We start from the raw sequence: 19,090 nt of genomic DNA, 5'->3' as shown, positions 1-19,090 counted from the left end.
CTCGGTGTTGTCATATCCTGCCGAAAGTGGCAGGCTTGACACAAGCCGTTCATTTCCTGCCATCACGATTCCGCCAGGTACATCCACCGCCGAGGAGGCCCCGTGCTCAACTCCGTCGCGTGCATCGCGCTCCCCCAGATGGCCCCGTTCGAGTTCGGCGTGGTCTGCGAGGTCTTCGGCATCGACCGCTCGGCACAGGGGGGTCCGACCTTCGACTTCCACGTCGTCGCGGCCGAGCCCGGGCCCATCTCCACGAAGATGGGATTCGACGTCGTCGTGCACGAGGACCTCGACTTCGCGTACACGGCCGACCTCGTCGCCGTGCCGGCATCCGTCGTGGGCACCGAGCCCGATGAACGCGTGCTCGACGTCATCCGTCACGCCGTCGCCCGGGGCACCTGGGTGCTCTCCGTCTGCTCCGGCGCCTTCACGCTCGGTCACGCCGGCGTGCTCGCCGGCCGCAGGGCGACCACGCACTGGATGTACACCGACCAGATGGCCGAGATGTTCCCCGACACCGAGGTCGACCCCGACGTGCTCTTCGTGCAGGACGGCCGGATCGTCACCGGAGCCGGCACCGCGGCCGGCATCGACGCCGCGCTGCACATCGTGCGGACCGAACTCGGCGCGAGCGCCGCGAACATCGTCGCCCGGCGCATGGTCGTGCCGCCGCAGCGCGACGGCGGCCAGTCGCAGTTCATCCAGTCCCCCGTGCCCGAATGCCACAGCGACTCGTTCGCCACGGTCACGGCATGGATGCTCGAGCACCTCGACGAGGACCTCACCGTCGACCTGCTCGCACGCAAGGCACTGATGTCGCCGCGCACCTTCGCCAGACGGTTCCGCGCCGAGACCGGCACGACGCCGAACGCGTGGCTCAACCGACAGCGCCTCCTGCGAGCGCAGCAGCTCCTCGAGGAGACGGGCCTGTCGCTCGAGGAGATCGCCCGCGAGACCGGATTCGGCGCGTCCGCCGTGATGCGCCATCACTTCGTGAAGGTGCTGCAGACCACGCCGACCGCCTACCGGCGCCTGTTCGGCGTGCGCGCCGGGTCGGTCGACGAGGGCCTCGTCGCACGCTCGGCCTGAGGCCGGGGCATCCGTCTCGAGGAGGCGCGGCGACGATCGCGCCGCCCGAAGGGCGCGTCAGCGCCCCGTGGTCGCGATCCACGCGATGCCGGCGCCCGCCACGATGAGCCGCCGCTCGTCGGGCGTGACGTAGAGCGCATCGCCACGGGCGACGGATGCGGCGCCCGAGGCGCCGGTGACCACGAGGTCGCCGCCCTCGGCGAGCACGATCGCGGGGCCGTCGAGCACGATCGGCGCGCCCGCGGCATCCGGCCCCCCGACGTCCGCCGTCGGCCCCTCGACCGCCCCGCCGACCTCGCCGACCTCGCCGACCTCGACCCGGTAGAGCACGAAGTCAGGCACGTCGGGACGGAAGACCTCGACCCCCCGGCCGACCTGCTCGGGCGCGAGGACGGGCGGGGCGATCGGCGTGAAGTCGAGCACGTCGAGCAGTTCGGCGACGTCGATGTGCTTCGGCGTGAGACCGCCTCGCAGCACGTTGTCGCTCGCGGCCATGAGCTCGATGCCGAGGCCCTCGAGGTAGGCGTGGATGTTGCCGGCGGCGAGCGAGAGCGACTCGCCGCGCACGAGGCGCACCCGGTTCAACAGCAGCGAGATGACGATGCCGGGGTCGCCAGGGTACGCCGCGGCGAGCGCGCCCACCGTGTCGAACGAGAGCGCGTACGCCGAGTCGAGGGCGACGGCGGATGCCGCGAGGGCCGTCACGCGCTCGATCACCCACGAGGCCTCCCCCGTGTCGCCGCCCCGCCCGTCGCGGAGCAGCCACTCGACGGTGTCGCGGAGCGGCTGCGCCGAGTCGAGATGGCCGGCGAGGAGGTCGAGGGCGGCCGGCTGCGGGTCGGCCGCGGCGGCATCCGCCTCGCGGAGCACCCGCAGCACGCCGGCGACCTCCTCGAGCGGGCGGAAGCCCGAGAGCGCGTCGAACGTGTCGCTCACGGCGACGATGAGCTCCGGCTTGTGGAACTCGTCCTTGTAGTTGCGGTCGAAGGCGGTGAGCTCGACCCCCTCCGCCTCTTCGCGCGCGAAGCCGGCACGAGCCTGCTCCGGGGTCGGGTGCGCCTGCAACGACAGCGGCTCGGCGGCGGCGAGCACCTTCAGCAGGAAGGGCAGGCGGGCGCCCCGTGCCGCGAGCGCGGGGCCGAGCGCGGCGACCGGGTCGGCCGCGATCCACTCGGCGAGGTCGCCGTACGCGATGGATCCGGCGCCATCCGGGGCCGGACGACCGGTGATCCGCGCGGGCGATCCGGCGTGGGCGCCGAGCCAGAGCTCGGCCTCCGGGGCCCCGGTCGCGGGCGCTCCGCGGAACTCCGCGATCGCCGTCGTCGAGCCCCACGCGTAGTCGCGCGGGGTATTGCCGATGGGTACAAACATCCCGTGTGGCCCCTTCCGAGAATTCCCTCAAAGCTACCAACGGCCGGATGACGATCGGATGACGGACGTAGGCTCGGGGCATCCGACGACGTATTGGAGCTGTCATGACCTTCGAGCCGCTCGCGAGCGACTTCTACGCTTACGAATCCCTTCTCACCGACCGCGAGAAGCAGGCCATCGCCGAGCTCCGCGCCTGGCTCGAGGCCGACGTGAAGCCCATCGTCGGCGACCACTGGGAGCGCGCCGAATTCCCCATGCAGATCGTGAAGCCGCTCGCCGAGCTCGGGGTGCTCTCGTACGGCTGGGACGAGACGAAGCCGTTCGAGAACTCGGCGGTGTTCCGCGGGTTCGTCGCCATGGAGCTCGCGCGCGTCGACGCGTCCGTCGCGACCTTCGTGGGCGTGCAGAACGGGCTCGCGACCGGCAGCATCAGCGTCTGCGGCTCGAAGGAGCAGCGCGAGGAGTGGATCCCGAAGCTCGCGAGCGGCGAGGTCCTGGGTGCTTTCGGCCTCACCGAACCGCTGTCGGGTTCGGACTCGGCGCAGGGCCTGCGCACCACCGCGAAGCGCGAGGGCGACACCTGGGTGCTGAACGGCGCGAAGCGCTGGATCGGCAACGCCACCTTCAGCGACATCACGATCATCTGGGCGAAGGACGTCGACGACAACCAGGTCAAGGGCTTCATCGTCCCAACCTCGACGCCCGGCTACACCGCCACGAAGATCCAGGGCAAGATCAGCCTGCGCGCCGTGCAGAACGCCGACATCACGCTCGAGAACGTCGTCGTTCCCGAGTCGCTGCGCCTGCAGAACGCGAACTCCTTCCGCGACACCGCGAGCGTGCTGCGCCTGACCCGCGCCGAGGTCGCGTGGGCCGCGGTCGGCACCTCGATCGGCGCCTACGAGGCGGCCGTGAAGTACGCCGGCGAGCGCGTGCAGTTCGGCAAGACCATCGGGTCGCACCAGCTCATCCAGGACCTCCTCGTGAAGAGCCTCGGCAACATCACCGCGTCGCTCGGCATGGTCGTGCGCGTCTCCGAGATGCTCGACCGCGGCGAGCAGCGCGACGAGCACTCGGCCCTCGCGAAGGCCTACACGACCGCCCGCATGCGCGAGACCGTCGCCTGGGCCCGCGAGGCCTGCGGCGGCAACGGCATCACGCTCGAGTACGACGTGGCCCGCTTCTTCGCCGACGCCGAGGCCCTCTACTCCTACGAGGGCACGCGCGAGATGAACACGCTCATCGTCGGCCGCAAGATCACGGGCAGCGCCGCGTTCGTGTGATCTGTGGGGCGCGCCGGCCGCGCCCCGACCACGACGGCGATCGGATGCCGCGGGCGAGCCCTCGCCCGCGGCATCCGTCGTACTCGCCGACGCCGGCCGACGCCCTCGATGCCAGGTCGCAACCGGCTCGCGACATCGCGCGCGATAGCCTTGACCGCATGAGCCCCGTTCGCCGCCCAGCCCTCGCGGGCGCGTACGCGACGTTCGTGCTGTTCACGGCGTTCGCCGGCCAGTTCTGGCGCAACCTGCTCGGCTGGTGGGGGTTCGGCGCCGCCGTCGCGATCGTCGTGGTCGGCGGCATCCTGCTCATCGTGCACGTGCGCCCTCACTGGAGCTGGCGCCGCACGCCGACGTCGACCTTCGCGTTCCTGCTGCTCGCGACCGCCTCCCTCGCGTGGTCGTTCTATCCGGGTGCGACGGCGCTCGGGCTCGCGATCTGCGGCGTCACCACGTTCGCCGCGGTCGCCCTCGTGCTCTGCCTGCCGTGGTCGCGCATCGTCGCGTCGCTCGCCTCGGCGATCAAGTGGATCCTCGCCCTCTCGATCGTCTTCGAGCTGTGGGTGGCGCTCTTCGTGCGCGAACCCCTGCTGCCGAACTTCCCCGACTTCGAGGTCACCGGCGAGAAGCTGCCGATGGCGTTCTACTGGTCGCGCGGGCTCCTGCTGCACGGCGGACCGATCGAGGGCATCGTCGCGAGCCGCAACCTGCTCGGCATGATCGCGCTGCTCGGCATCATCGTGTTCGGCTGCCTCCTCGCCGCCGGCAGCATGCGCCGCGCTCCCGGCATCTCGTGGCTCGTCACGGCCGGCCTCGTGTTCGCGCTCACGCGATCGTCGACCGTGATCCTGGTCGCCGCGGCGGTGGCCGTCGCCCTCGTGTTCGCCCTGTGGACGCGGCGTGTCGGCGCCCGGCACCGCCGCAAGGTCTACTGGGCCGCTGCCGGCGTGCTCGCGGCATCCGTCGCCGTGCTCGTGTTCTCGTGGAACCTGCTGCTGCAGCTGTTCGGCAAGGGCGAGGACCTCACCGGTCGTACCGACATCTGGGCGAGCGTCATCGAGCTGGCCCAGCAGCGCCCGGTCGCCGGGTGGGGGTACGTCGGCTACTGGGTGCCGTGGGTCGAGCCCTTCAAGGATCTCGCGGTGCGCAAGGGCGTCACGTACCTGCAGGCGCACAATGCCTGGCTCGACATGTGGATGCAGCTCGGCATCCTCGGCCTCATCGCCTTCGCCGCCATCGTGATCGGCGCACTGTGGCGCTCGTGGTTCCTCGCGGTCGATCAGCCTCGGGATGTCGCGGGCCGGCCGATCCCGTACTCCGCCGCGTCGCTGCTGCCCCTGCTCGTGCTCGTCGCCCTGCTCGGGCAGAGCCTCGCCGAGAGCCGCCTCCTCATCGAGATCGGCTGGCTGCTGCTCATCGCCATCGCGTGGGCCACGAAGCGGAGGCAGTGGTCGAACGACCCGCTGCCCGCCGAACCGCGACCCGCACGCTCGCACGCGGTCGCCGTGGCCGAGCCGCCGACCTCCTCGGCAGCGACGCCCCCCGCACCGCCTGCACCGCCTGCACCCCGGCCGCCGGCACCCCAGCCGCCCGCATGATCGACGCCACCGCCCTCAGGCCGCTGCGCGACTTCGTCGGCTCCGCCAGGTTCGCCCAGGCGCTCTCGATGGCCGCCATCGGCACCGCCTTCTCGACGCATCTGATCCGCAGCCTCATCGGATGGCCCGGGCTGCTCGCGATGCTCGCCTGCCTGCTCGCGCTCTGCGCCGGCTCGCTCGTGGCGAGGTGGCGGGCGGTCGAGTGGTACGGCATCCTGCCCCTCACGATCCTCGTGTTCGTCGGGTGGTGCGCGGCCTCGGTGCTCTGGAGCACCACGCCGGCCGCCAGCGCCATGCGGGTCGCCTACCTCATCGGGTTCGCCTTCATCGGGGTCTACGTCGCCCTGATGCGCGACACGATCCAGATCGTGCGCGCATTCGGCGATGTCACCAGGGTGCTGCTCGGGGTCTCCCTCGCGCTCGAGGTGCTCTCCGGCATCCTGCTCGACCTGCCGATCGCCTTCCTCGGCATTCGCGGCGACATCACGACCTTCGGGCCCATCCAGGGCATCTTCGGTTCCCGGAACCTGCTCGGCTTCATCGCCGTCGTCGCGCTGCTCACGTTCATCGTCGAGTGGCGGACGCACATCCTTCCCCGGATCACCGCGATCGCGTCGATCGCGCTCGCGCTCGCCTGCGTCGTGCTCTCGGGCTCGCCCGCCGCGTGGATCGCCCTCGCGGTCGCGCTCGTCGCCCTCGCCGCGATCTACGGCCTCCGCCGCGCCGAGCCCGCGACGAGGTGGCGTTGGCAGATCGCGTTGCTCGTCGCCTCGATCGCGGTGCTCGTCACCGCGTGGCTCCTGCGCATCCGCATCATCGAACTCCTCGACGCCCGGGCGGAGTTCGATGTCCGCCTCGACGTCTGGCGCGAGGCATCCCGGTATCTCGCGCTGAACCCGCTGCAGGGCTGGGGATGGGTCGGCTCATGGCCGGACTCCTCCCCCTACAGCTGGATCGAGGCGGCGACCGGCCGGCAGCAGTCCTCGGCGCTCAGCGCCTACGTCGACGTGTACTTCCAGGTGGGCGTCATCGGCGTCCTGCTCTTCGCCGCGCTCATCGGCGTCGCGCTCGTGCGCGCCTGGATGCTGGCGACCGGGCGCCGGAGCGTGGTCTACCTCTGGCCCGCGCTCATGCTCGTGATCATCGCCGTGACCTCGTTCGCCGAGAGCTTCGCGATCACCGAGGGCGGATGGATGCTGCTCATCGTCTGCGCCGTGAAGGCCGCCCGCGACATGAGCTGGCGCGACGCCCTGGCGGCGAACCGACCGCCCACGCCTGCCGTCGAGCCTCGGGCCTGACGGGATGCGGCTTCAGACCGGTTGAACCAGGTCGCGCAGGGCGTCCTGCGCGCCGAGACCGAATCGGCGGTAGCCACCCGAGCGCCACCCACGGAGCACCGGCTTCAGTCGTCGCACCCTCGACGCCGGCAGGGCCTGCCTGGCCTGCTCGTGCGCCAGCTTCTCGCGAACGGCGGCCGCCACGCGCTCGTCGTCGGTGAGCCGCGGCAGCCGATCGGCGAGCTGGGCCGCCCGGTCGAACAGTCTCGCGTTGCGGTCGGTGCGTGATTCGCCGAGTCGTGCGAACCGGCCGCGGAGGCTGAGCCTCGACACGCCGATCTGGTTCGATGCGTGCTGCCGGTAGTCGAGCAGGGGGCGCTCGACGAGGGCGATGCCGCCGCGGACGGAGGCCACCATCGCCAGCCATTCGTCGTGCACCCACGCGGTCGGGAACGGCGTCGACCGTTCGATGAGGTCGCGCGTGACGAGCACGGTCGCGCCGGTCACCACGTTGCGGCGGAGGAGTTCGTCGAACGCGTCGGCCGACTGCAGGCGGCGTTGCAGCGATGCATCGACCCCGAGCGTGTCGAACAGCGTTCGCCCGAGCGGTTCGCCGGCCCCGTCGACCAGGCGCGCATCGGAGGCGACCAGGTCGACACGGCGCTCCCCCTGCATGGCGCGCAGCGCCGCGCCGACGCGGTCGGGATGCCACACGTCGTCCTGGTCGCAGAGGATCACGACATCGCCCGAGGCGGCGCCGAGCGCCTGTTCGAAGTTCGCCGTCACGCCCAACGCGACCGGGTTCCGGAGCACGACGAGCTCCGGCGCGCGGCCGGTCGACTGCTCGTGCTCGCGCACGACGGCCTCGATGATCCGGACCGTGGCATCGGCCGATGCGTCATCGGAGACGACGATCTGATCGACGGGCCTGGTCTGGGCGAGGATGCTCAGCAGCTGTTCGCGCACGAAGGACGCGCCGTTGTGCGTGCCGAGCGCGACCGAAACGGATGCGGGATCACGACTCACGTCCTGCCTCCTCACGCCTCGCGCGACGGGGCGCCGTCAGACACGCGAATCGATCCACTCCTGCAGCGCCGCGATGCCCTGTTCGAGCGTCCACACCGGCCGCCACCCGAGTGCGTCGACGGTCCGATCCATCTCGCAGGCGCTGTGTCGCACATCGCCGTCTCGGAACGCGCCGTTCACCGCGGGCTGCGGGGCACCGTGGAACTCGGCGATCGCGATCGCGAGTTCCATGATCGTGTGAGCTGTGCCGAGGCCGACGTCGTAGCACTCGTCGGGCTCGGACCTCGACTCGGCGAGCACCGCGACGAAGGCGTCGACGACGTCGTCGATGAACACGAAGTCCCGGGTGATCCGGCCGTCCTCGTAGACGGGGATGGACTCGCCGCGGCGGGCCAGCTGGGAGAAGAGCGAGACGATGCCCGTGTAGGGGTTGGTCAGGGACTGCCCCGGCCCGTAGACGTTCTGGAGGCGGAGCACGGACAGGTCCGAATCGCGGCTGCCGCACCAGGCCCGCAGGATGTGCTCCTGCGCGAGCTTCGTCGCCCCGTAGACGCTCGTGGGCGAGGGGGTCGTGCGGTCCGCCCGACTCGAGACGGGCGTGGCTCCCGGGAAGTCCCACTGCCCGGACTCCAGCTGGCGGTGGGACCGCATGCCGGGCTGGAACACGTGCCCGTCCGCATCGATCCAGTCGCCTTCCCCGTAGACCGCCCGACTTCCGGCGAGCACGATGCGCGCGGGCGTGTGCCCGATCGCGGAGAACGCGTCGAGCATCGTGGTCGTGCCGACGACGTTCACGGATGCGTGCCTCGTCGATTCGTCGAGCGACTGGGCGGTGCCGGTCTCGGCGGCCAGGTGCACGACGACGTCGGGACGCACGTCCTCGAGCAGGGCGTCCCATGCCGCGCGATCGGTCACGTCGGCGATCACGAGCTCGGCCGTCGGATGCAGCGCGGCAGGTCGTTGCCGCTCGGCATGCACCTGCGGATGCAGCGAATCGAGCGCAACCCAGCGCTCGGCGGATCCCGCGAGGGCCTGCGAGAGCGCGCAGCCGATGAAGCCGGCGCCTCCGGTGACCAGTACCGTGCCGATCGCGGTCATCTCGAACGCGCTCCTCTCATTCCGACCCCGCACACGAAAGACCTTCGCGAACGACGAGACTGCGATCAGACAGTGTCACTGCGGTGGTGGAAGGGGGTTCCCGAATCCTATAGAAATCCGCCGTCGATGGCGACCTGCGGGCGCGTGGCCCACCGGCGACGGGCGCGCTCGGGTCACGACTTCAGGAAGGGCCGGGTATGATCATCTGCGATCCCCGGCTCTGCACGTCGTCCCCGCGTGCCTTCTCGCCGGGGCGTTTTGCAGGAAGGAGCGGAATGACGAGCAGCGTCGCAGTCATCATGCGCACCCGAGACCGCGCAGTGCTGCTCGAACGGGCGCTCCGCAGCGTCGCAGGACAGACCCGCCGCGACTACCAGCTCGTGATCGTCAACGACGGCGGCGAACTCCGGACCGTCGAGGACGCCGTTGCGAGGCACCCCGACCTCGCCGACGTCGTCATCGTGCACAACCCCGTCTCCGTCGGCCGAGAAGAGGCGACGAACGTCGGCGTGCACGCCTCGACCGCTCCGTACGTCGCGTTCCACGACGACGACGACAGCTGGGCTCCCACGTACCTCGAGACCGCGCTCCCCGTGCTCGAGCACGGTGACGACGGCGGTGTCGCCGTGCGCACCGAGGTGGTCTACGAGGAGATCGTCGGCGACGAGGTCGTCGAGCTCGGGCGAGAGATCCTGAAGTCCGACTCGTCGCGCGTGACCCTGTTCGAGACCGCCCTGAGCGGGTACGTCCCCCCGAGTTCGCTCATCGTCCGACGCGAGCGGTTCGACGAGGTCGGCGGATGGGACGGCAGCCTCCCCGTGCTGGCGGACTGGGACTTCACGTTGAAGCTCCTCGCCGTCACGACCATCGCGTTCATCGACGGCGCACCCCTGGCCTTCTGGCACCGCAGGGAGCAGCAGACCGGCGTCCTCGGGAACAGCGTGCACGCCGATGCGGACCTGCACCTGGCGCACGACCTCACCGTGCGCGACGGATTCCTCCGGCGCGACGTCCAGAGCGGACACGGGCTGGGCGACGTGCTCTTCACGGCCGAGCTGTTCCGTCGCGACGCCGAGCGCCAGCGCTGGGGCCGCGAGGAGATCATGCACCGATCCGATCTCCGGTTCGATCAGGTGGCCGAACGGCTCGAGACCATCAGCAACCATCTGGGCTGGATCGCACGTTCGCTCGACGGCCTCGAGCACCGCCTGGACGAGCTCGAATCGCGGACCTTCCGCGCCAGATACGACCGCGCGGTCGCTCGCGTCCGAGGCCGCGGACGCGGCAACGGCACGCAGGCCGACGCGACGGAGTCGAACTGAGCGTTCGGCAGATCAAAGGAGTTGGTGAAGAGTGACGGATGAAACGAGCGCGTTCCCGCAGGGCGGACGACGCGTGATCTTCTATCTCGTCTACGACCCCCAGGGGATCATCGACGACTACATCCCGTACAAGCTCGAGCGCCTGCGTCCGTTCGCCGATCACATCTTCGTGGTCGTGAACGGCGCCCTGACGGACGAGGGGCGGACCGCGCTCGAGGGCGTCGCCGACACCGTCTGGCAGCGCGAGAACGTCGGCTTCGACGTCTGGGGCTACAAGAGCGCGCTGGCGGAGTTCGGCGCCGAGCGGCTCGCCGAGTTCGATGAGCTCATCCTCATGAACTACACCTGGTTCGGCCCCGTCGGCAGCTTCGGCCCGGTGTTCGAGCGCATGGATGCGGAACAGGTCGACTTCTGGGGCATGACCGATCACGCGGGCATCACCCCCAACCCGTACACCGAGACCGGAACCATGCACGCGCACATCCAGTCCCACTGGATCGCCGTGCGCCGGAGCATGTTCCAGAGTCCGGAATGGGCGGCCTACTGGTCCGAGATGCCGATGATCACCTCCTACGTCGACTCGATCCTGAGCCACGAGTCGAAGTTCACCGACCACTTCGCCACGCTCGGCTTCAGCTACGAACTCGCGTTCCCCAAAGAGGACTATCCGAGCGACCACCCGGCGTTCGTCAGCGCGCAGTCGCTCATCGAAGACGGATGCCCCGTCCTCAAGCGACGTCCGTTCTTCCACAGCCCCCTCTATCTGGACCGCGAGGCGATCATCGGCCGCTGGCTGCTCGATGCCGCAGCGGAGCACGGATATCCCATCGATCTGGTGCTGCAGAACATGGCGCGCAACGCCCAGCCCAAGGTCCTCAACACCAACGCCGCCATGCTCGAGATCCTCCCCGAGACGGCTCAGAACTACGATGCGTCCAAGCCGTTCCGCATCGCGGCGGCGGTGCACGTGTTCTACGAGGACATGACCGACGAGCTGCTCGACCGCCTCGCCTACCTGCCCTCGACGTACGACCTGTACGCCACGACGACGACCGAGCAGAAGGCGGAGACCATCCGCGGGATCATCGCGGGCCGCAACGACGAGCGGCTCGGACGCGTCGACGTCCGCGTGCTGCCCTCGAACCGCGGCCGTGACCTGAGCGCCTTCTACATCGGCACCCGCGACGTGCTCATCAGCGACGAGTACGACCTCGTCGTCAAGATCCACTCGAAGAAGACCGTCCAGCAGGGTCCGAACGCCGGGAACTTCTTCAAGCGCCAGCAGTTCGACAACCTGCTCAACTCGCCCGGCTATGCGGCGAACGCGCTCGCACTCTTCCAGCAGGAGCCCGGCCTCGGGCTCGTGTTCCCTCCCACCATCCACATCGGATACCCGACCCTCGGCCACGCGTGGTTCGCGAACCTCGAACCGACCCGCGTGCTCTCGAAGAAGCTCGGCATCCACGTGCCGCTCGACGACGCGTCCCCGCTCGCACCGCTCGGCGCCATGTTCATCGCCCGTCCCGAGGCCCTGCGCCTGCTCACCGACGTCGAGTGGTCGTACGACGAGTACGCGCCGGAGACCGATCACCGCGACGGCAGCCTCGCACACGTCCAGGAACGCATCGTCGCGTATGCGGCCGGCCAGCTCGGCTTCCATTCGCGCACCGTGGCGAACGCCGAGTACGCCGCGATCAGCCACACGCTGCTGGAGTACAAGCTCGACCAGATGAGCTCGGTCGTCTCGGGATATCCGATCGACCAGGTGCACAGCCTGCAGAACAACGCCGGCGCGGGCGCGAGCGACCCGGTCGGCTACCTGAAGATGTACGTCAATCAGCGGCATCCGCGCTCCGCGAGGGTGCTCGTGCACGTCTACGCCGCCATGAGAACGGTGTACCGCACCGCCGGCAGGTCCGCTCGGGCGGTCAAGAAGGGAGTCGGCCGCTGATGCCGAAGACACTGGCAGAGGCGTTCGACCCGAGGGCGAACAGCATCGGCTTCCTCCGATGGCTCATGGCGTTCATGGTCATCTTCTCGCACGCGGGGCCCATCGGCGGCTTCTACGGCGGGCAGGACCTCGGCACCCAGCTGAGCGACGAGCAGTCGCTCGGCGGCGTCGCCGTCGCGGGCTTCTTCTTCTTCTCCGGCTTCCTCATCACGCAGAGCCGGATGGGCCGGTCGTCCACGCTGCGGTACTTCTGGCGCCGCGCCCTGCGCATCCTGCCCGCGTGGTGGCTCACCCTGCTGACGGTCGCGTTCATCTTCGGCCCCATCGGATGGGTGCAGGAGAACGGCAGCATCGACGGGTACTTCAGCGCCACCGAGGACTCCCCGCTCACGTACTTCTTCAACAACATGTGGCTCGTGCTCGGTCAGCACAACATCGCCGGCATGGGTTCGGAACTCCCGTTCGCGACGATCCACGGGGGCTACGACTGGAACGGCTCCGCCTGGACGCTCATGTACGAGTTCCGCGCCTACATCCTCGTCGGCATCCTCGGGCTCTTCGGCGTCTTCGCCCACCGGTGGCTCGCCGGCGCCGTCGCCGGCATCATCATCGTGCTCAGCTCGATGCAGTGGGCGTACGCGGGCGACCTGCAGCACGTGGTCCCGGCATTCCAGAACATCTACAACCTCCTCTTCCTCGGTCCCTTCGCGTTCGGCATGCTCTTCGCCCTCTTCGGCAAGAAGATCCCCATCGACGACCGCCTGGCCGTCGGCGCCCTCGTCGTCGCGATCGTCACGTACAACATCGGCGGCTGGCTCGCCTACGGCCAGTACGGATTCCAGTACTTCCTGATGTGGATCGCGATCCGTGCGACGAAGCTCCAGCACTGGGAGAAGTACGGCGACCTCTCATACGGCATCTACATCTTCGCGTGGCCGGTGATGACGCTCGCCGCGTTCTTCGGACTGCAGAACAGCGGATGGCTCGTCTACCACGTCGTGATCGTGATCGCGTGCCACATCCTCGCCTTCATCAGTTGGCATCTCATCGAGAAGCCGGCGATGAGCCTCAAGAACTGGACACCGGCCCCATTGGCCTGGCTGCTCGACCGCTGGGCGCCGGTCAGCCTCAGGTTGAAACGTCGCCTCGTCAACCCGATGTACTCGTCCACCCGATTCGCGGCCACGCTGCGAGAGCCTGAAGCAGGGGAGCAGAAGCCGTGAGCCTCCGCGAACTTCCACCCGATCAGGAAGTGCACCGCACCAGATCGATCTGGAGCCGCCTGTTCTACGTCCCGCTGATCATCCTCGTCGTGCTCTCGACCGGGGCCGCCGCGACGGGATTCTACGTCGACCGCAAGCTCGAGAACGCGTCGCCGTTCCCCGCCGACGCTGCGCCCATCGCCACCGATGCAGCGGGCGCGGGAGAGCTCGGCAGCGCATGCACGCTGCCGGTGACCCCTCCCGCACAGGAACCGTGGCTCGACGGTGACGCCGAGGCCGCCGAGTCGGTCTGGGACGCCCACGCGGCGGACCTCGCGAACGACTACGTCCTCGGCGAAGACGGTTTCGTCTTCTGGAACGACATCCAGGCGATGAACTTCTCGCAGGCGGTCGGACGGCGCGCGCTCTCCGTCGACGAGGTCACGGCATGGCACGACTACCTCGCCGAGATGCGCGACACCGCCGAGGCGGCCGGCATCCCGTTCTACATCGTGATCGCTCCGGCGAAGTGGGCGATCTACGACGAGAAGCTCCCCGCATGGGCCCAGGACATCCGCGGATCCGGTCCGCTCGACCAGCTGCTGCCGGCCTCCACCGATCTCCCGATCATCGACGTGCGCGCCGCGCTCGACGACGAGAGCGCGGAGAACCCCGTCTACAGCCGCGTCAACAGCCACTGGACCGACTACGGCGGCTACGTCGCCTGGAAGACGATCTCGGAGTGCATGAGCGCCGGCTCCCCGGAGCTCGGCGAGATGAGCGCGCTGCCCATCGACGGCGTCAACACCGTCGACGACTTCAACGAGTTCGCGGGCTATGGCCTCTCCAGCCCGGTCCCCGACTGGACGACGCCCGACTACACCGACCCGCTCCAGCCCGTCTCCGTGACGGGCGCCGACGGTGCGGTCACGGTCGTGGCGGGCGAGAAGGGCACCGACCTGAGCCTGCTCCCGGTCTCGACGACCACGGACGGCGCGCAGAACGACTCGTCGGCGCTCATCCTCCGCGACTCGCAGGGCAACGCCCTCTCGGTTCCGTGGCAGCAGACGTTCAGCCGTACGTGGCAGGTCCGCCACAACTTCGATCTGCCGAGCGAGCTCCCAGACCTCGGAGCGCTCATCGACGAGCACCACCCCGACGTCGTCATCCTCGAGGTCGCACAGCGCCACCTCAACTTCCCTCCCCCGACGGAGTGAGCGTGAACGTGCTTCCCTGCCCAGACGGATCGGAGGTCTGATGCGTACGAACGGACCTGGCCGCGACGACCTTCGTCGTGCGGTCGCCTTGACCTGGACGCTCGCCATGCGCGAGGTTCGCGCGCAGTACAACAAGACGGTGCTGGGTCGAGCGTGGTCGCTGATCAGCCCGCTGGTCACGATCGCCGTCTACAGCGTCGTCTTCGGGCTGATCTTCGCGGGCGAGGCGCCGGAGGGCATCAACTCCGGCATCCAGAACTTCGCGCTCTGGATCGCGGTCGGCGTGGTGTCGTGGACCTTCATCTCCGGCGCGATCGGCGTCGGCATGAGCTCGCTGCTCTCGAACTCCGGGCTGCTCACCAAGGTCTACTTCCCGCGCGCGGTCCTCGTCGTCTCGGCGATCATCGCGACGATCGTGACGTTCCTCACGGAACTGCTGGTCGTGGTCGTGATCATGGCGTTCGTGGGCGGACCGCGCGTTCTGCTCGGCATCCCGGTCCTGCTCGTGTTCGTCCTCCTCGCGGCGATCTTCTGCACCGGCGTCGGCCTGCTGCTGTCGATCGGCGTCGTCTGGTTCCGCGACATCGAGTACCTGTGGGGCCTGTTCAGTCAGGTCTGGATGTACGCCTCGGGCGTCGTGTTCCCGATCACGCTCGTCGCGCAGGCCTCGATCCGTCTCTACGAATCCGGAGTCTCGATCAACGGCGAGCCGATCCCGTTGCTGGCCATCTTCCGGCTCAATCCGGCCGAGCAGTTCCTCGAGGCGTTCCGGGCGATCATCTACCACTTCGTGACGCCCCCGCCCGGCGTCTGGCTGTCGTGCACCCTGTGGGCGTTCGGAGCACTCGCCGTCGGCGCGCTCGTGTTCCGAGCCAAGCAGTCCCGAGTGGTCGAGGAGTTGTGATGAAAGACCTCGCAGTCCGTGTCGAGAACGTCACGAAGTCGTTCCGCGTCTACACCGACCGGAACCAGTCCCTGAAGGCCGCGCTCCTGGCGGGGCGTCGCGCGAAGTACGAGGACTTCCTCGCGCTCGACGACGTGTCGCTCGAGATTCCGCGCGGGACCACCTTCGGCCTGCTCGGCCACAACGGCTCCGGCAAGTCGACCCTGCTCAAGACCATCGCCAGAATCCTCACACCGGATGCCGGGCGCATCACGGTCGACGGGCGCCTCGCGGCCATGCTCGAGGTCGGGTCGGGGTTCCACCCGAACCTGTCGGGACGCGAGAACGTCTACCTGAACGGCACGATCCTCGGAATGTCGCGCCGCGAGATCGATGCGAAGTTCGACTCGATCGTCGACTTCTCCGGGGTCGAGCGATTCATCGACCAGCCGGTCAAGAACTACTCCAGCGGCATGTACGTGCGCCTCGGATTCGCCGTGTCCATCCACGTGGAGCCCGAGATCCTCCTGGTCGACGAGGTCCTCGCGGTCGGCGACCTGCAGTTCCAGGAGAAGTGCATGGAGAAGTTCTCGGAGTTCAAGGCTGCCGGACGCACCGTGATCGTGGTCAGCCACGCGATCGACCAGATGCGCACCTTCTGCGACCAGGCGGCGTGGCTGCGCAACGGCAAGGTCATCGACGTCGGCGACGCGATGACGATCGTGGACTCGTATGCGAACGCCGAGCACGGCGTCCGACGCGTCGAGAGCGGAGGCACCCGCTTCGGCTCCGGCGAGGCGAGGATCTCGTCGATCGAATGGCTCGTCGACGGTGCCGACACGCGAACCACGCGCACCGGCGACCACGTCACCCTGCGTCTGCACTACGAGTCGGACATCGAGATCCCGCGGCCCACGTTCGGCGCGTCGATCGACACCCGCGACGGGGTGTTCGTCTGGGGCCACCACTCCCTCGACGCGGGATACGTGGTCGAGAGCATCCGGCCCGGCGTCGGCAGCGTCGACATCGAGATCCCGGCGCTCCCCCTCCGGCCCGGCACGTTCGACGTGAGCGCGTCCCTCCAGGACCACGCGGCGACGCACGTCTACGACGCCCTCCAGAAGGCCGTCCGCGTCGACGTCCTCCACGGCACTCCGACCGAGTCCGGCGGCGTGACGACCTTCGGCAGCACCTTCACCAACGTCTCTCCCCCGCGCCCGCTCGTGTAGTCCCGGTGCGGCCGTCCGGCCTCCGGGGCGGATTGCAGCACGCCTGATCCCGCCCCGAGTCCGGGTGGCTTCCCCTGACCGGTCGCGCTCCCGGATCTGCGTCTTGCGGAACCCGCGCCTCCGGTTGCTGGCCCATCGTCGCAAACCGTCGTACGGTGAGACGAGCGCGCGGGGGCAGCGCCGGGGGGAGAGCGTCGTGATTCGACGAATGGTCACGTGGGTCGTCGCGCTCACCGTCGCCGCAGCAACGCTCACCGCGTTCGCGCCGCCGACGGAGCCGGCCGCTGCCGCCGTCGCATCCGATTTCGATCCGGGGTACATCGTCAGCGACGAGAACTTCTACAACGGCTGGGCCATGACCGCGCCCGACGTGCAGAACTTCCTCTCGTCGCGCAACTCCAGCTGCTCCTCATCATTCGCGTGCCTGTTCAACTACCGGCAGAACACGCCCTCCATGGCCGGTACCTCCTATTGCCAGCCGATGTCGGGCGTCGGCAACGAGAGCGCGGCGAGCATCATCGCCCGTGTAGGGAACGCCTGCGGAATCAGCCAGATCGCGTTGATCGTGCTCCTGCAGAAGGAGCAGAGCCTCGTCACCTCGAGTTCGCCCAGCCGCGGCGCGTTCGAGTCGGCGACGGGGTTCGGCTGCCCGGACACGGCTCCGTGCGATCCCTCGTACGGCGGCTTCTTCTACCAGGTCTACAACGCCGCCCGGATGTTCCAGGTGTATCGGGCGAATCCGCGCTCGTTCAACCACCAGCCCAACGCGTGGAACAACGTGCTGTACCACCCCAACGCCGCCTGCGGACGCGGTGCCGTCTTCATCCGGAACTCCGCCACCGCAGGCCTGTACAACTACACGCCGTACCAGCCCAACGCCGCCGCGCTCGCGAACCTCTACGGCACCGGCGACGGATGCTCCGCCTACGGCAACCGGAACTTCTGGCGCATCTGGACCGACTGGTTCGGCTCGCCGACCGCACCGATCGCCAACCTGATCCGGCAGGCCGGGACGAGCACGGTCTTCCTCGCGAGCGGCGGCCGACGCTATCCGTTCACGTCGAGCGAGATGCTCGCCCAGTACTCCTCGCTCGGCGAGGTGCGGGACGTGTCATGGGCGCAGCTCTCCGCGTACGCCGAGGGGCCGGCGGTGCAGCGCACCGTGAAGGCCACGGACGGCTCCTTGTTCTACATCGACCGGAACCGACGGTTCCGCACGAACTGCACGCAGGCGAACGACTTCGGGCAGGCCTGCGAGGGCATCCCGATGCTCTCGGGAGCCCAGTCGGCACTCCTCGCGGATGGCGGCTACCTCACCAGCCTCGTGCGCCTCGACGACGGCAGTCTCTGGCTCATGCAGGGCGGTGCGCGGCGTGAGACGCCCGACCCGTCACTGCTCGCGCCCTACGGGATCCCGTCGAATGCGGTGTCGCTGTCGAACCATTCGATCGGCGGCAACCAGATCGGCGCTCCGGTGGTGGGCGACAAGCTCTACACGGACGGCGCAGGCCGGTACCGGGTCCTCACCCCCGCCGGGTCCTTCGGTCTCCCGACCGTCGTCGGGAACACCGTCGCATCGGGCATCCGACTGCATCCGTACTCGTTCGATCGACTGCCGAGCGGCGGTTCTGCACCCCTGCGCATGGAGAGCGGCGGTCGCGCCTACGTGCTCGCGGTCAACGGCTGGCTCGAGGTGGATCCGGCGCTCTACGGCGGCACCGGGCTGTTCACCGATCTCGGCACCGGCGCGACGACCGCCATCCCCGTGCTGGCGAAGCAGTCGTCGCCGCACTTCGTACGCGAGAACTCGTCGAGCCGCACCTACCTCATCACGGGCGGCTACCGCCAACCCGTGGCCGACCAGGCGGAGATCGACTCCATCAGCGCGTCGTTCGGCGTCTCCAAGACGGTCCTGATCCTCGCGGACGGTGCCCTCACCGGCGTCCTCGAACTGACCGTCATGTCCGGTGTCACGACCGGTCGCACGCCGGATGGGGCGATGTACCTGATGGACGGCGGCAAGCACTACCGCTTCACCGGCTGCCCGCAGGCGAACGACTTCGGCCAGCTCTGCTCCGCCATCCCGTCGATCTCGTCGGCGCAGCTCGCGACGACGGCGAACGGCGGCGTCCTCACGAGCCTCGTCAGGATGTCCGACGGCAGCATCTGGTTCATGCAGTCCGGCCTGCGCCGCCAGACCCCGGATCCGACCGTCCTCAAGGCGTACGGGGTGCCCATGGGCACGACCGCACTGACCGATGCGACCGTGACCAGGGCTCGCGTCGGCGCGCCGGTGCTCGCGTCGGGCCTGTTCACCAACGGCTCGGGTGCGTTCCGCACGGCGACGCCCGGAGGGAACCACGATCTCTCGGCCGCGGCGATCGGCATGATCGGTCATACGGCGACGCGCCTCGCACCGGAGTCGTTCGCGTTGGTCGCGAGCAGCGGAGCACTCCCGTTGCGGCTGTTCTCGGACTCCCGCGCCTTCATCCTCACGAACGGCGGATGGCTCGAGGTCGCCGCCAACACCTACGGCGGAACGACCTT

Annotated in this window: 14 protein-coding genes; 11 read left to right on the top strand and 3 right to left on the bottom strand. The window is 69.1% G+C overall.

The features are described 5' to 3' along the window. Positions 1–102 precede the first annotated feature (102 nt). Positions 103–1,089, top strand: coding sequence for a GlxA family transcriptional regulator (locus tag ABIC29_RS18735; protein WP_354247970.1), 987 nt, complete (start codon positions 103–105; stop codon positions 1,087–1,089). A gap of 57 nt (positions 1,090–1,146) precedes the next feature. On the opposite strand, the gene manA is transcribed toward ABIC29_RS18735, so the two are convergent. Beyond that, positions 1,147–2,460 (bottom strand): mannose-6-phosphate isomerase, class I, encoded by a 1,314-nt coding sequence (manA, locus tag ABIC29_RS18730; RefSeq protein ID WP_354247967.1) that lies wholly within the window; start codon positions 2,458–2,460, stop codon positions 1,147–1,149. A 104-nt stretch (positions 2,461–2,564) separates the two neighbouring features. On the opposite strand from manA, the gene ABIC29_RS18725 reads away from it, so the two are divergent. The 3 genes from ABIC29_RS18725 to ABIC29_RS18715 all read left to right on the top strand — a co-directional run bounded on the left by ABIC29_RS18725 (position 2,565) and on the right by ABIC29_RS18715 (position 6,636). Beyond that, positions 2,565–3,743: an acyl-CoA dehydrogenase family protein gene (locus tag ABIC29_RS18725; protein ID WP_116083282.1), complete on the top strand. Its 1,179-nt coding sequence runs from the start codon at positions 2,565–2,567 to the stop codon at positions 3,741–3,743. 158 nt (positions 3,744–3,901) lie between these two features. Next, positions 3,902–5,338 carry an O-antigen ligase family protein gene (locus ABIC29_RS18720; protein ID WP_354247964.1) on the top strand — a complete coding sequence of 479 codons (1,437 nt, stop codon included), beginning with the start codon at positions 3,902–3,904 and terminating at the stop codon, positions 5,336–5,338. Then, the gene (locus ABIC29_RS18715) at positions 5,335–6,636 is read left to right on the top strand and encodes an O-antigen ligase family protein (RefSeq protein ID WP_116084746.1); all 1,302 of its coding nucleotides are present in this window, start codon (positions 5,335–5,337) and stop codon (positions 6,634–6,636) included. Before ABIC29_RS18720 ends, ABIC29_RS18715 begins: the two co-directional genes overlap by 4 nt. A gap of 12 nt (positions 6,637–6,648) precedes the next feature. Here the strand turns inward: ABIC29_RS18715 and ABIC29_RS18710 are convergent, their stop codons facing one another. Beyond that, positions 6,649–7,641 carry a glycosyltransferase family 2 protein gene (locus ABIC29_RS18710; protein WP_354247961.1) on the bottom strand — a complete coding sequence of 331 codons (993 nt, stop codon included), beginning with the start codon at positions 7,639–7,641 and terminating at the stop codon, positions 6,649–6,651. A 36-nt stretch (positions 7,642–7,677) separates the two neighbouring features. Next, entirely contained in the window at positions 7,678–8,739 is a 1,062-nt protein-coding gene (locus tag ABIC29_RS18705) for an NAD-dependent epimerase/dehydratase family protein (protein WP_354247958.1), read from the bottom strand. Positions 8,740–9,014: 275 nt separating this feature from the next. On the opposite strand from ABIC29_RS18705, the gene ABIC29_RS18700 reads away from it, so the two are divergent. The 7 genes from ABIC29_RS18700 to ABIC29_RS18670 all read left to right on the top strand — a co-directional run. Continuing rightward, positions 9,015–10,061 (top strand): glycosyltransferase family 2 protein, encoded by a 1,047-nt coding sequence (locus ABIC29_RS18700; RefSeq protein ID WP_158551820.1) that lies wholly within the window; start codon positions 9,015–9,017, stop codon positions 10,059–10,061. A 31-nt stretch (positions 10,062–10,092) separates the two neighbouring features. Further along, positions 10,093–12,012, top strand: a complete 1,920-nt coding sequence (locus tag ABIC29_RS18695) for a rhamnan synthesis F family protein (protein WP_116083296.1) — start codon at positions 10,093–10,095, stop codon at positions 12,010–12,012. Further along, positions 12,012–13,235 (top strand): acyltransferase family protein, encoded by a 1,224-nt coding sequence (locus ABIC29_RS18690; RefSeq protein ID WP_116083299.1) that lies wholly within the window; start codon positions 12,012–12,014, stop codon positions 13,233–13,235. The genes ABIC29_RS18695 and ABIC29_RS18690 overlap by 1 nt, the downstream gene beginning before the upstream one ends. Before the next feature lie 29 nt (positions 13,236–13,264). Further along, a complete protein-coding gene (locus ABIC29_RS18685) occupies positions 13,265–14,431 on the top strand; it encodes an alginate O-acetyltransferase AlgX-related protein (RefSeq protein WP_116083301.1) in 1,167 nt (388 codons plus the stop codon). Between the two features lie 40 nt (positions 14,432–14,471). Continuing rightward, positions 14,472–15,335: an ABC transporter permease gene (locus ABIC29_RS18680; protein ID WP_116083304.1), complete on the top strand. Its 864-nt coding sequence runs from the start codon at positions 14,472–14,474 to the stop codon at positions 15,333–15,335. Next, positions 15,335–16,543 carry an ABC transporter ATP-binding protein gene (locus ABIC29_RS18675; protein ID WP_354247953.1) on the top strand — a complete coding sequence of 403 codons (1,209 nt, stop codon included), beginning with the start codon at positions 15,335–15,337 and terminating at the stop codon, positions 16,541–16,543. Before ABIC29_RS18680 ends, ABIC29_RS18675 begins: the two co-directional genes overlap by 1 nt. A gap of 196 nt (positions 16,544–16,739) precedes the next feature. Continuing rightward, positions 16,740–19,090, top strand: a 2,351-nt coding sequence (locus ABIC29_RS18670; RefSeq protein WP_158551821.1) for a hypothetical protein, incomplete at its 3' end; no start/stop codon positions are given.

The sequence above is a fragment of the Agromyces sp. PvR057 genome (assembly GCF_040547485.1).
Taxonomy (GTDB): domain Bacteria; phylum Actinomycetota; class Actinomycetes; order Actinomycetales; family Microbacteriaceae; genus Agromyces.
Note: the sequence above shows the minus strand (reverse complement) of the source record. Positions and strands in the feature narration are given on the sequence as shown.

Coding starts and splice junctions, on each gene's coding strand:
- manA (WP_354247967.1), bottom strand. CDS start 2,460: ATGTTTGTACCCATCGGCAATACCCCGCGCGACTACGCGTGGGGCTCG.
- ABIC29_RS18725 (WP_116083282.1), top strand. CDS start 2,565: ATGACCTTCGAGCCGCTCGCGAGCGACTTCTACGCTTACGAATCCCTT.
- ABIC29_RS18720 (WP_354247964.1), top strand. CDS start 3,902: ATGAGCCCCGTTCGCCGCCCAGCCCTCGCGGGCGCGTACGCGACGTTC.
- ABIC29_RS18715 (WP_116084746.1), top strand. CDS start 5,335: ATGATCGACGCCACCGCCCTCAGGCCGCTGCGCGACTTCGTCGGCTCC.
- ABIC29_RS18705 (WP_354247958.1), bottom strand. CDS start 8,739: ATGACCGCGATCGGCACGGTACTGGTCACCGGAGGCGCCGGCTTCATC.
- ABIC29_RS18700 (WP_158551820.1), top strand. CDS start 9,015: ATGACGAGCAGCGTCGCAGTCATCATGCGCACCCGAGACCGCGCAGTG.
- ABIC29_RS18690 (WP_116083299.1), top strand. CDS start 12,012: ATGCCGAAGACACTGGCAGAGGCGTTCGACCCGAGGGCGAACAGCATC.
- ABIC29_RS18680 (WP_116083304.1), top strand. CDS start 14,472: ATGCGTACGAACGGACCTGGCCGCGACGACCTTCGTCGTGCGGTCGCC.
- ABIC29_RS18675 (WP_354247953.1), top strand. CDS start 15,335: ATGAAAGACCTCGCAGTCCGTGTCGAGAACGTCACGAAGTCGTTCCGC.